General features: G+C 68.8%; 14 protein-coding genes and 3 tRNA genes. 14 read left to right on the top strand and 3 right to left on the bottom strand.

Annotated features, from left to right (window positions below):
* Nucleotides 1-299 precede the first annotated feature (299 nt).
* The 6 genes from AAC944_RS17180 (at nt 300) to AAC944_RS17155 (ending at nt 2,860) form a co-directional block, all read left to right on the top strand.
* Nucleotides 300-372 (top strand) — tRNA-Thr (locus AAC944_RS17180).
* Between the two features lie 46 nt (nt 373-418).
* A tRNA-Met gene (locus AAC944_RS17175) sits at nt 419-491 on the top strand.
* An 88-nt stretch (nt 492-579) separates the two neighbouring features.
* Complete coding sequence (gene rpmG / locus AAC944_RS17170) at nt 580-744, top strand: 50S ribosomal protein L33 (RefSeq protein WP_003956487.1); 165 nt, start codon at nt 580-582, stop codon at nt 742-744.
* A gap of 101 nt (nt 745-845) precedes the next feature.
* Nucleotides 846-1,301, top strand: coding sequence for an FAS1-like dehydratase domain-containing protein (locus AAC944_RS17165; RefSeq protein WP_030619997.1), 456 nt, complete (start codon nt 846-848; stop codon nt 1,299-1,301).
* A gap of 5 nt (nt 1,302-1,306) precedes the next feature.
* Nucleotides 1,307-1,741, top strand: a complete 435-nt coding sequence (locus AAC944_RS17160) for a MaoC family dehydratase (protein WP_030619994.1) — start codon at nt 1,307-1,309, stop codon at nt 1,739-1,741.
* Between the two features lie 63 nt (nt 1,742-1,804).
* Entirely contained in the window at nt 1,805-2,860 is a 1,056-nt protein-coding gene (locus AAC944_RS17155) for a UDP-N-acetylmuramate dehydrogenase (protein WP_030619991.1), read from the top strand.
* A gap of 34 nt (nt 2,861-2,894) precedes the next feature.
* Here AAC944_RS17155 and AAC944_RS17150 read toward each other — a convergent pair whose 3' ends face one another.
* Entirely contained in the window at nt 2,895-3,539 is a 645-nt protein-coding gene (locus AAC944_RS17150; protein WP_030619988.1) for an NAD(P)-dependent oxidoreductase, read from the bottom strand.
* Nucleotides 3,540-3,593: 54 nt separating this feature from the next.
* Here AAC944_RS17150 and AAC944_RS17145 point away from each other — a divergent pair, with 54 nt between their 5' ends.
* The gene (locus AAC944_RS17145; protein WP_030619985.1) at nt 3,594-4,196 is read left to right on the top strand and encodes a TetR/AcrR family transcriptional regulator; all 603 of its coding nucleotides are present in this window, start codon (nt 3,594-3,596) and stop codon (nt 4,194-4,196) included.
* A 37-nt stretch (nt 4,197-4,233) separates the two neighbouring features.
* On the opposite strand, the gene AAC944_RS17140 is transcribed toward AAC944_RS17145, so the two are convergent.
* The gene (locus AAC944_RS17140; protein ID WP_030619982.1) at nt 4,234-5,253 is read right to left on the bottom strand and encodes an adenosine deaminase; all 1,020 of its coding nucleotides are present in this window, start codon (nt 5,251-5,253) and stop codon (nt 4,234-4,236) included.
* Nucleotides 5,254-5,431: 178 nt separating this feature from the next.
* Nucleotides 5,432-6,667: a pyridoxal phosphate-dependent aminotransferase gene (locus tag AAC944_RS17135; RefSeq protein ID WP_030619978.1), complete on the bottom strand. Its 1,236-nt coding sequence runs from the start codon at nt 6,665-6,667 to the stop codon at nt 5,432-5,434.
* A 183-nt stretch (nt 6,668-6,850) separates the two neighbouring features.
* Between AAC944_RS17135 and AAC944_RS17130 the strand changes: the two genes are divergently transcribed.
* The 7 genes from AAC944_RS17130 (at nt 6,851) to rplL (ending at nt 11,252) form a co-directional block, all read left to right on the top strand.
* Nucleotides 6,851-6,923, top strand: a tRNA-Trp gene (locus tag AAC944_RS17130).
* Nucleotides 6,924-7,033: 110 nt separating this feature from the next.
* Nucleotides 7,034-7,330, top strand: coding sequence for a preprotein translocase subunit SecE (gene secE / locus AAC944_RS17125; protein ID WP_030619976.1), 297 nt, complete (start codon nt 7,034-7,036; stop codon nt 7,328-7,330).
* A 73-nt stretch (nt 7,331-7,403) separates the two neighbouring features.
* Nucleotides 7,404-8,270, top strand: a complete 867-nt coding sequence (nusG, locus tag AAC944_RS17120) for a transcription termination/antitermination protein NusG (RefSeq protein ID WP_030619974.1) — start codon at nt 7,404-7,406, stop codon at nt 8,268-8,270.
* 226 nt (nt 8,271-8,496) lie between these two features.
* On the top strand, nt 8,497-8,931 hold the full coding sequence (rplK, locus tag AAC944_RS17115; protein WP_030262765.1) for a 50S ribosomal protein L11: 435 nt from the start codon (nt 8,497-8,499) through the stop codon (nt 8,929-8,931).
* A gap of 106 nt (nt 8,932-9,037) precedes the next feature.
* A complete protein-coding gene (gene rplA / locus AAC944_RS17110) occupies nt 9,038-9,760 on the top strand; it encodes a 50S ribosomal protein L1 (RefSeq protein WP_030619971.1) in 723 nt (240 codons plus the stop codon).
* A 464-nt stretch (nt 9,761-10,224) separates the two neighbouring features.
* Complete coding sequence (rplJ, locus tag AAC944_RS17105) at nt 10,225-10,752, top strand: 50S ribosomal protein L10 (RefSeq protein WP_030619968.1); 528 nt, start codon at nt 10,225-10,227, stop codon at nt 10,750-10,752.
* A 110-nt stretch (nt 10,753-10,862) separates the two neighbouring features.
* Nucleotides 10,863-11,252: a 50S ribosomal protein L7/L12 gene (gene rplL, locus AAC944_RS17100; RefSeq protein ID WP_030619965.1), complete on the top strand. Its 390-nt coding sequence runs from the start codon at nt 10,863-10,865 to the stop codon at nt 11,250-11,252.
* The last annotated feature ends 407 nt before the right edge of the window (nt 11,253-11,659 follow it).

Raw genomic sequence — 11,659 nt, 5'->3', positions numbered from 1 at the left:
TGTCGTCAGTCACCGACTCCCCCAAGGCCTTAAGGGCCAGGGAGGCACCCCCTCGCGTCGGCTCCCTCCTCCGCCTTGCGATCGCACGCACCGGACGCCGCTCCTGTCTCCACGGCGTCCCGTCGGACGCGCCCTGGAGGGTGCAAGATCACGCAGCGTGGTCCGAGCCTAGGCCGCGGTACGGGCGCCTTCGAGCAGGCGCGGAATAGTCGTACCGGTGTGGTGCACGAGGCAGATGTGGCGACGAGCCGATACGGATTTCACGTTTGGCTGTCGGCCGTGTAATGTCTTCATCGCTCGCCCCAATAGCTCAGTCGGCAGAGCGTCTCCATGGTAAGGAGAAGGTCAACGGTTCGATTCCGTTTTGGGGCTCTGGTGTGTGAGGTACTCACCTTCGGGTGAGTCCCACATGCATCACAGCGGTGTAGCTCAGTCGGTAGAGCAAGCGGCTCATAATCGCTGTGTCACCGGTTCAAGTCCGGTCACCGCTACACACAGTAGCCGATTGTGGGGTCGGTCCTCCGATCGGCTACTCTTTATGCGTTAATCCGTCCATCTTGTTCGTCAAGGAGCACTCACGTGGCTGCCACCGACGTCCGCCCGAAGATCACGCTGGCCTGCGTGGAGTGCAAGGAGCGGAACTACATCACCAAGAAGAACCGGCGTAACAACCCGGACCGTCTTGAGATGAAGAAGCACTGCCCGCGTTGCAACTCGCACACCGCGCACCGCGAGACGCGATAACGAAGGCACTGCACTGAAGCAGTAACTACGAGGCCGCCCCCACACCCGGGGGCGGCCTCGTAGCGTTGGAGCCTGCGTGACACCCCAGGAGGTTGCGAGCCATGGCGCTCGACCAGTCCTTTGTCGGACGGACCTATCCGCCCACCGAGCCGTACGAAGTGGGCCGCGAGAAGATCCGGGAATTCGCCGAGGCGATCGGTGACCCGAACCCGGTCTACACGGACACCGAAGCCGCCAAGGCGCTCGGTCACCCCGATGTGATCGCCCCGCCGACTTTTGTGTTCGCGATCACTTTCAAGGCCGCGGGACAGGTGGTCGAGGACCCGCAGCTGGGTCTGGATTACAGCCGGGTGGTGCACGGCGACCAGAAATTCACGTACACCCGTCCGGTGCGCGCCGGTGACCGGCTCACCGTCACCTCCACCATCGAGACGATCAAATCCCTCGCGGGCAACGACATCCTCGATGTCCGCGGCGAGGTGTACGACGAAGCCGGCGAGCACGTGGTGACGGCCGTCACCAAGCTGGTGGCCCGCGCGGCCGACGAGGAGGCCTGACAGCGATGACGGCGAAGATCTCTTACGACGACGTCGAGGTCGGCACCGAACTGCCCGCGCAGTCCTTCCCCGTGACGCGCGCCACGCTCGTCCGGTACGCGGGCGCCTCCGGCGACTTCAATCCGATCCACTGGAACGAGAAGTTCGCCAAGGAGGTGGGCCTCCCGGACGTCATCGCGCACGGCATGTTCACCATGGCCGAGGCGGCCCGTGTGGTGACCGACTGGGCGGGCGACCCGGCCGCGGTGGCCGAGTACGGCGTGCGCTTCACCAAGCCGGTGGTCGTGCCCAACGACGACCAGGGCGCGGTGATCGAGGTGTCCGGGAAGGTCGCGGCGAAGCTGGACGACGAGGCGCGGACGGTGCGGGTCGACCTGACCGCGACGAGCGCCGGCCAGAAGGTGCTCGGCATGTCGCGGGCGGTCGTACGGCTCGCCTGAGGCGCCCGGTACGCGAGGGGGCGCTCCCGGCCGGTGCTGGGGACGCCCCCGTACTCTTGAGGGGTGCAGGAACTTCACGACGCCCCTCTCGCCCCCCTGACCACCTTCCGGCTCGGAGGGCCCGCCGCGCGGCTCGTCACGGCCACGACCGACGACGAGGTGATCGCCGCCGTCCGCGCGGCCGACGCGAGCGGCACGCCGCTGCTGCTCATCGGCGGCGGCTCCAATCTGGTGATCGGCGACAAGGGCTTCGAGGGCACCGCGCTGCGCATCGCGACCCGCGGCTTCGAGCTGGACGGCACGGCGCTGACCCTCGCGGCCGGCGAGAACTGGTCCGAGGCCGTGGCCCGTACGGTCGAGGCGGGCCTGGCGGGCGTCGAGTGCCTGGCCGGCATCCCCGGCTCGGCGGGCGCCACGCCCATCCAGAACGTGGGCGCGTACGGCCAGGAGGTGTCGTCCACCATCACCGAAGTGATCGCGTTCGACCGCCAGGCGGACGAGACGGTGACGCTGACGAACGCCGAGTGCGACTTCTCGTACCGGCACAGCCGCTTCAAGGAGCACCCCGACCGGTACGTCGTGCTGCGCGTCCGCTTCGCCCTGGAGGACGCCGGCGGCCTGTCCGCGCCCATCAAGTACCCCGAGACCGCCCGCGTGCTCGGCGTCGAGGCCGGGGACCGGGTGCCCGCCGCGGCCGCCCGCGAGACGGTGCTCAAGCTGCGCGCCGGCAAGGGCATGGTCCTGGACCCGGAAGACCACGACACCTGGTCGGCGGGTTCGTTCTTCACCAACCCGGTCCTCTCGGCGGAGGAGTACAAGGAGTTCGTCACCAAGGTGCACGAACGTCTCGGCGACGACGTCATGCCGCCCGCCTTCCCCACCGAGGACGGGCGCACCAAGACCTCGGCCGCCTGGGTCATCGACAAGGCCGGCTTCACCAAGGGTTACGGCGACGGGCCGGCCCGCATCTCCACCAAGCACACGCTCGCGCTCACCAATCGGGGGGCGGCGACGACGGAGGACCTGCTCTCCCTGGCGCGCGAGGTGCGCGACGGGGTGCGCGCGGCCTTCGGAGTGACGCTGGTGAACGAGCCGGTGATGGTGGGTGTCGGGCTCTGAGGAGAGCCGCGTGGCCTGAGGGCGCCCGCGTGACCTAGTAGGCCACGCCCACGCCCCGCTTCACGGTGGTCGGGTCGCCGATCATCGCGAGCATCGCGTGGGCCACGTCGGCACGGGAGACGGTGCGGCCGCTGCGCGGCCCGGTGCCGACCGCCGTACGGTACGTGCCGGTCAGCGGGCCGTCGGTCAGCTTCGGCGGGCGTACGGCGGTCCAGTCCGTCGCGGAGCGGGCCAGCTCGGCCTCCATGGCGGTGAGGTCGGTGTAGACGTCCTTCAGGAGCGCGCTGATCACCGCCCGTACGGCGCGGTCGAGGAGCGGATCGCCCTCGGGGGCCGGGCCCACGGGTGCCGCGCTCACCACCAGGAGGCGCCGCACACCCTCCGCCTCCATGGCGCGCAGTACGGGAACCGTCACCCGGGTGGCGGCCCCCGCCACCGCCTCCTTACGGGAGCGCGCGCCCAGCCCGGAGAGGACCGCGTCCCGCCCCGCCACCGCCGGGCGCAGCGTCTCCGGGTCCGCGAGGTCCGCCCGGAACACCTCCAGACCGGGCCCCGAGGCCGTCAGCCGCGCGGGGTCGCGCACCACGGCCGTCACTTCGTGACCCGCCGCCAGGCCCTGCTTGACGATCTCCTGTCCGATGCCGCCGGTCGCGCCGAAGACCGTGAGCCGAAGTGTCATGACGTACCTCCTGAGGCAGGTGGGTAAGTACTCACTCACCCTTAGGGTGAGTGAATGCCCACCCCGAAGTCAACGCCCGCCAGGATCCTCGACGCGGCCCACGAACTCCTGCGCACCGCCGGGCTCGCCCGCACCACGACCAAAGAGATCGCGCGCGCCGCCGGCTGCTCCGAGGCCGCGCTCTACAAGCACTTCGCGAACAAGGAAGAGATTTTCGTGCGGGTGCTGAAGGAACGGCTCCCGAGTGTCGGCCCGCTCCTGGAGGAGCTCACCGCCGACCCGGGGGAGCGAACCGTCGAGGAGTGCCTGACCGCCGTCGCCCGCCGGGCCCTGGACCTGTATACGCAGACCCTGCCGATCGCCGGCTCACTCTTCGCCGAACCCGCGCTGCTGCGGCGGCACCAGGAAGGCCTGGCGGAGCTCGGCACGGGGCCGCGCGAACCACGCGACCAGCTCGCCCGTTACCTGCGCCGCGAACGGGACCGCGGCCGCATCCGCGCCGACGCCGACCCCGAGGCCGCCGCCGCGCTGCTGCTCGGCGCCTGCTTCCAGCGCGTCTTCTTCACGGCCTTCGCGCAGGCGGAAGCGGGCGCGGGCGAGGAGGCGGGCGACTTCGCGGCGGAAGTGGCCCGTACGGTCCTCACGGGCATCGGCTGAAGGCCCGTACGCCGGGGGCCGGCGGGGTGCGCGGCGCTCAGGCCGCCAGCCAGGCGTCGATGTCCGCCAGCATCCGCCGCTGCTCGTCCAGCGGCGCGCGGGAGCCGCGTACCGACTGCCGGGCCAGCTCGGCCAGTTCGGCGTCCGAGAAGCCGTGGTGCTCGCGGGCGATCTCGTACTGCGCCGCCAGCCGGGCCCCGAACAGCAGCGGGTCGTCCGCGCCCAGCGCCATCGGCACGCCCGCGTCGAAGAGCGTCCGCAGGGGCACGTCCTCGGGCTTCTCGTACACGCCCAGCGCCACGTTCGAGGCCGGGCACACCTCACAGGTCACGCCGGAGTCCGCCAGCCGCTTCACCAGGTACGGGTCCTCGGCGGCCCGTACGCCGTGCCCGACCCGGCCGGCGTGCAGGTCGTCCAGGCAGTCCCGGACGCTGGCGGGGCCCGACAGCTCACCGCCGTGCGGCGCGGCCAGCAGCCCGCCGTGCCGGGCGATCGCGAACGCCCGGTCGAAGTCGCGCGCGAAACCGCGCCGTTCGTCGTTGGAGAGGCCGAAACCCACCACCCCGTGGTCGGCGTAGCGCACCGCGAGCCGGGCCAGCGTGCGGGCGTCCAGGGGGTGCTTCATGCGGTTCGCGGCGACCAGGACGCGCATCCCGAGGCCGGTCTCGCGGGAGGCGTCCGCCACCGCGTCGAGGATGATCTCCAGCGCCGGGATCAGTCCGCCCAGCCGGGGCGCGTACGAGGTGGGATCGACCTGGATCTCCAGCCAGCGGGAGCCGTCCCGGACGTCCTCCTCGGCCGTCTCGCGCACCAGCCGCCGGATGTCCTCGGGCGATCTCAGACAGGACCGCGCGATGTCGTACAGCCGCTGGAATCTGAACCAGCCGCGCTCGTCGGTCGCCCGCAGCTTCGGCGGCTCACCCCCGCTCAGCGCCTCCGGCAGGTGGACGCCGTACTTCTCGGCGAGCTCCAGCAGGGTCGAGGACCGCATCGAGCCGGTGAAGTGCAGATGCAGATGGGCCTTGGGCAGCAGACGGAGATCTCGGACACGCTCCATTCCAGGATCTTGCCGCACACAACCGCCGATCCGGTAGGCCTCTCCCCGAACGGAGGGTTCCGAGAACAAGCGAGCGGCGGATCCCGGACAACTTCGGGATCCGCCGCCTCACGAGCCCGCCCAGGAACGTTCCTAGGCGCGTCTCACAGGTCACCTACGGTTGTCCGTAGGTGAGGATTCACTCCGCCTCGGCCAGCAGCTTCTGGATGCGCGACACGCCCTCGACGAGGTCCTCGTCACCCAGCGCGTACGAGAGGCGCAGGTAGCCCGGCGTACCGAAGGCCTCGCCCGGGACGACCGCGACCTCGGCCTCCTCCAGGATGACCTCGGCCAGCTCCACGCTGGTCTCCGGCCGCTTGCCCCGGATCTCCTTGCCGAGCAGCCCCTTCACCGAGGGGTACGCGTAGAACGCGCCCTCGGGCTCGGGGCACACGATGCCGTCGATCTCGTTGAGCATCTGGACGATCTTCTTGCGGCGGCGGTCGAAGGCGACCTTCATCTCGTCGACGGCCTTCAGGTCGCCGGAGACGGCCGCGATGGCGGCGGCCTGCGCGACGTTGGAGACGTTCGACGTGGCGTGCGACTGCAGGTTGGTCGCGGCCTTGATGACGTCCTTCGGGCCGATGACCCAGCCCACCCGCCAGCCGGTCATGGCGTACGTCTTGGCGACGCCGTTGACGACGATGCACTTCTCGCGCAGCTCCGGGACGACGACCGGCAGCGAGGAGAACTCCGCGTCGCCGTAGACGAGGTGCTCGTAGATCTCGTCCGTCATGACCCACAGGCCGTGCTCGGCGGCCCAGCGGCCGATCGCCTCGACCTGCTCGCGGCTGTAGACCGCGCCGGTCGGGTTGGACGGCGACACGAAGAGCACCATCTTGGTGTTCTCCGTACGGGCCGCCTCCAGCTGCTCCACGCTCACGCGGTAACCGGTGGTCTCGTCGGCCACGACCGGGACCGGGACACCGCCCGCGAGCTGGATCGACTCGGGGTAGGTGGTCCAGTACGGGGCCGGGACGATGACCTCGTCGCCCGGGTCGAGGACGGCCGCGAACGCCTCGTAGATGGCCTGCTTGCCGCCGTTGGTCACCAGGATGTTGGCGGCCTCGACCTCGTACCCCGAGTCGCGCAGCGTCTTCGCGGCGATCGCGGACTTCAGCTCCGGGAGGCCGCCGGCCGGCGTGTAGCGGTGGAACTTGGGGTTGCGGCAGGCTTCGACGGCGGCCTCGACGATGTAGTCGGGGGTCGGGAAGTCGGGCTCACCGGCGCCGAAGCCGATCACCGGGCGCCCGGCGGCCTTGAGGGCCTTCGCCTTGGCGTCCACGGCCAGCGTGGCGGACTCGGAGATCGCGCCGACACGGGCCGACACACGACGCTCGGTAGGGGACTGTGCGGGAGGAGTAGCAGCACTCATACCTGCATCGTCGCAGACCGGCCAGGCACCCGGTACACGGGTTTGTCCGGGCCGCCCCGGGGGTTTCCGTTCGACGCCCGGCCGCGGAACACGTACACTCGACCACCGTTGGCTCCCCGACGGGTCGTCGTCGGCCGCGCACACAGTGCACCGGTCGCATGCTGTAGGTTGGGGGAACCACAAAGGGTCGTAGCTCAATTGGTAGAGCACTGGTCTCCAAAACCAGCGGTTGGGGGTTCAAGTCCCTCCGGCCCTGCTACACGCACTTCATCACCAGGGTGCGTGCACGCGTACGTAAGGCAATGCACCGCCGTGCGGGCTCTACCGGGCGCGGCACGGCCACGACCCGGATTCAGGTGAGGACGAGTGACGGACGCCCTGGGCTCCATCGACATGCCTGAGCGTGGCCGTTCGGACGACGACGCGACCGAGTCGAAGAAGAAGCCCCGCCGCGGCGGCAAGCGCGGCAAGAAGGGCCCTCTCGCCCGGCTCGCACTGTTCTACCGCCAGATCATCGCGGAGCTCCGCAAGGTCGTCTGGCCGACGCGGAACCAGCTTTCGACGTACACCACCGTGGTGATCGTCTTCGTAGTCATCGTCATCGGTCTCGTAACCGTGATTGACTTGGGAATCAAGGAAGTCGTCGATTACGTCTTCGCCTGATCCCGCGATGGGCGCCTGAAGCGGGCGCCCGTTCGCATGTTCAACCCCTTGTAGCCAGGAAGAAGCAGCCACAGTGTCTGACCCGAACCTGAACGAGCCCGCCGAGCCCGTCGCGGCGGCAGCGGCCGACGTCGACGCGGCGGCTACGGCCGAGGTCGAGGGCGACGACACCCCGCAGGAGATCGTCGAGGGCGCCGACGCCGTCGACGAGCTCGACGCGGAGGACGCTGCCGCCGGCGAGCCGGCCGAGGAAGCCGCGGTGCGCACCGAGGACGACGAGGCCACCGCCGAGGCCGCCGAGGACGCGGCCGAGGAGGAGCCCGTCGACCCGATCGCGGCGCTCCGCGAGGAGCTGCGCGGCCTGCCCGGCGAGTGGTACGTCATCCACACCTACGCGGGCTACGAGAAGCGCGTGAAGGCCAACCTGGAGCAGCGCGCCGTCTCGCTCAACGTCGAGGACTTCATCTACCAGGCCGAGGTCCCCGAGGAAGAGATCGTCCAGATCAAGAACGGCGAGCGGAAGAACGTCCGTCAGAACAAGCTCCCGGGCTACGTGCTCGTGCGCATGGACCTGACGAACGAGTCCTGGGGCGTCGTCCGCAACACGCCGGGTGTCACCGGATTCGTCGGCAACGCCTACGACCCGTACCCGCTCACGCTCGACGAGATCGTCAAGATGCTCGCCCCGGAGGCCGAGGAGAAGGCCGCCAAGGAGGCCGCCGAGGCCGAGGGCAAGCCGGCGCCGCAGCGCAAGGTCGAGGTCCAGGTGCTGGACTTCGAGGTGGGCGACTCGGTCACCGTTACCGACGGTCCGTTCGCCACGCTGCAGGCCACGATCAACGAGATCAACGCCGACTCGAAGAAGGTCAAGGGCCTCGTCGAGATCTTCGGCCGCGAGACCCCGGTCGAGCTGAGCTTCGACCAGATCCAGAAGAACTGACCCCTTCTGGAACACGCACTTCCGAGCAGGTCAGGCGGGTCATCGCGACCGGCCTGACCTGCTCGGTTTTTGGCCGCACCTCTATACCCGTTATCGTTGTGCGGTATGCCTCCATCCGGATGACCGGATGGTGGCGAAACACCTCTCACATGCCGCGTGAGCCGAAGGTCGACGCAGGATTCGAGCGGCCGGACGCGAGCGCGGGTTAACAGGACCCGGAGAGAGCATGCCTCCCAAGAAGAAGAAGGTCACGGGGCTCATCAAGCTCCAGATCCAGGCCGGTGCCGCGAACCCGGCCCCGCCGGTCGGCCCCGCGCTGGGTCAGCACGGCGTGAACATCATGGAGTTCTGCAAGGCCTACAACGCCGCGACCGAGTCGCAGCGCGGTTGGGTCATCCCGGTGGAGATCACGGTCTACGAGGACCGTTCCTTCACCTTCATCACGAAGACCCCGCCGGCCTCCAAGATGATCCTGAAGGCCGCGGGCGTGGAGAAGGGCTCCGGCGAGCCGCACAAGACCAAGGTCGCCAAGATCACGGCTGACCAGGTCCGCGAGATCGCCACCACCAAGATGCCCGACCTGAACGCCAACGACCTGGACGCCGCGTCGAAGATCATCGCCGGCACCGCCCGTTCCATGGGCATCACGGTCGAAGGCTGATCGAGCCTCGTCGCACCAACGTGGCAGGGCCAGGCGCTGGCCCGGACCACGACTCCACCTGCCAGGCGGCACGAGCCGCATGGCGTAACTGCATTCAGGAGCAGCAGTGAAGCGCAGCAAGACTCTTCGCAACGCGGACGCGAAGATCGACAAGGAGCGTCTGTACGCCCCCCTCGAGGCCGTCCGTCTCGCCAAGGACACCTCGTCCGTCAAGTTCGACGCGACCGTCGAGGTCGCCATGCGTCTGGGTGTCGACCCGCGCAAGGCCGACCAGATGGTCCGTGGCACCGTGAACCTCCCGCACGGCACCGGTAAGACCGCCCGGGTCCTGGTCTTCGCGACCGGTGACCGTGCTGCGGCCGCGGAAGCCGCCGGCGCCGACATCGTCGGCGCGGACGAGCTGATCGACGAGGTCTCCAAGGGCCGCCTGGACTTCGACGCCGTCGTCGCCACCCCGGACCTCATGGGCAAGGTCGGCCGCCTCGGCCGCGTGCTCGGTCCCCGTGGCCTGATGCCGAACCCGAAGACCGGCACCGTCACCCCGGATGTCGCCAAGGCTGTCACCGACATCAAGGGCGGCAAGATCGAGTTCCGCGTGGACAAGCACGCGAACCTCCACTTCATCATCGGCAAGGTGTCCTTCGACGACGCCAAGCTGGTGGAGAACTACGCCGCGGCGCTCGAGGAGATCAACCGCCTCAAGCCGTCCGCCGCCAAGGGCCGCTACATCAAGAAGGCCACCATCACCACCACGATGGGCCCCGGCGTTCCGGTGGACGCCAACCGCACCCGTAACCTCCTCGTCGAGGAGGACCCGGCCGCGGTCTGAGCCGTTTGCGCGCGTAGCGCGTTTGTGCCTTGTGGCCGGGCCTCGCACCGTTCGTCGGTGCGGGGCCCGGCCCTTTTGCGCACCGGCGGCGGTACGGCGCTGTACAGGCCTGTGGGAGCACTTCCGAGGGCGCGTCGGGCCTGGGGCTTCGTTGTCCGGCTGACGCCGGTGGTCGTCCGCTGTGCCAGCCCGTCCCGCGGGGTGCGGGCCGGATTTGCTATGGCCTAGGCCGTTCGCGTACCGTACTGGGGAAGCCAAAGACCGCTGGTTGTCCCTGTGCGCCCATTCGGGTGTGCGGTGGCCGAAGGATCCGCTAGCTGCGGACGGCCTGCGCAGGTGACGAAGGAAGAACTCCCGGATACGTATGTCTCCGGTCGAGTCTGCCCCGTGCGCCTGCGCCGGGGCGTTTGTTTTGCCCAGCCCCTTCTGCGCGGTCCTCATCACCCGGAAGGAGGCCGAGGCTCATGGCAAGTCCTGACAAGGTCGATGCTGTCGAGGAGATCACGGACAAGTTCCGTAACTCCAACGCCGCAGTCGTCACCGCGTACACCGGACTTTCTGTCGCGCAGCTCAAGCAGCTGCGTCGTTCGCTCGGTGACAACGCTCAGTACCGTGTGGTGAAGAACACGCTGACCAAGATCGCGGCCCAGGAGGCCGGGATCTCCGTGCTGGACGAGCACCTCGTGGGCTCGACGGCCGTCGCCTTCGTGACCGGTGACCCGGTCGAGGCGGCGAAGGGTCTTCGTGACTTCGCCAAGGAGAACCAGAACCTCGTCATCAAGGGCGGTGTCTTCGAAGGGAAGGCACTCTCCGCTGACGACATCAAGAAGCTTGCGGACCTCGAGTCCCGCGAGGTTCTGCTCGCCAAGCTGGCGGGTGGCATGAAGGCGTCCATGGCCAAGGCCGCGGCGACCTTCCAGGCCCCGCTCACGAAGTTCGCCCGCACCGCGGACGCGCTTCGCAGCAAGGCCGAGCAGGGCGGTGCCGAGTAATTCGGCTCGCACATTGACCGCTGCCTGAAGGCAGTGGTCACAGCGGGCCAGACGTACGCCCGCCGACATGTACATCCGGCACCAGCCGATTTAGTGGAAGGACCGCCACCATGGCGAAGCTCAGCCAGGAAGACCTGCTCGCGCAGTTCGAGGAGATGACCCTCATCGAGCTCTCCGAGTTCGTGAAGGCGTTCGAGGAGAAGTTCGACGTCGAGGCCGCCGCCCCGGCCGCCGTCGTTGCCGCTGCCCCGGGTCAGGGTGGTGGCGAAGCCGCCGCCGCCGAGGAGCAGGACGAGTTCGACGTCATCCTCACCGGTGCGGGCGACAAGAAGATCCAGGTCATCAAGGTCGTGCGTGAACTGACCTCCCTGGGTCTGAAGGAGGCCAAGGACCTCGTGGACGGCACCCCGAAGCCGGTCCTCGAGAAGGTCGCCAAGGACGCCGCCGACAAGGCCAAGGAGGCCCTCGAGGGCGCCGGCGCCTCCGTCGAGGTCAAGTGACCTCTGTCAGTCGCTGACTGAACACCTCCGGGATCCGGGTTCTCGCCTGGTCCCGTGCCAAGGGCGATCACCCATCAGGGTGGTCGCCCTTCGGCGTTCCGATGTCCTTGCCGGGTTGCCGCGCACTCCCGTGCGAGTATGGTGATCTTCGTTGTCCGGCCCGTGCGTCCCGTGACGATCTCGCAGGGGTGGGGGGCCTTGACGAACAGCACGCGGCGCGCAATTCTCAGGGACGCGACGTCGGAAGCGATCCGGAGTCCGAGGCATGGATCGCCGACGAAGAGGGCAGTATCGATGTGCGCCCAGGGGCGCACGGTATGCAGCAGGCGCTGAGCGTGAAGAACTACAACGAGGGGTATCCCTCTTAGAGGGAGTCACCTTCCGGAGGAGAGATTGGGTGCAGAGCC

This window comes from Streptomyces sclerotialus (assembly GCF_040907265.1).
GTDB lineage: Bacteria > Actinomycetota > Actinomycetes > Streptomycetales > Streptomycetaceae > Streptomyces > Streptomyces sclerotialus.
This window is presented reverse-complemented; position numbering and strand designations above follow the sequence as displayed.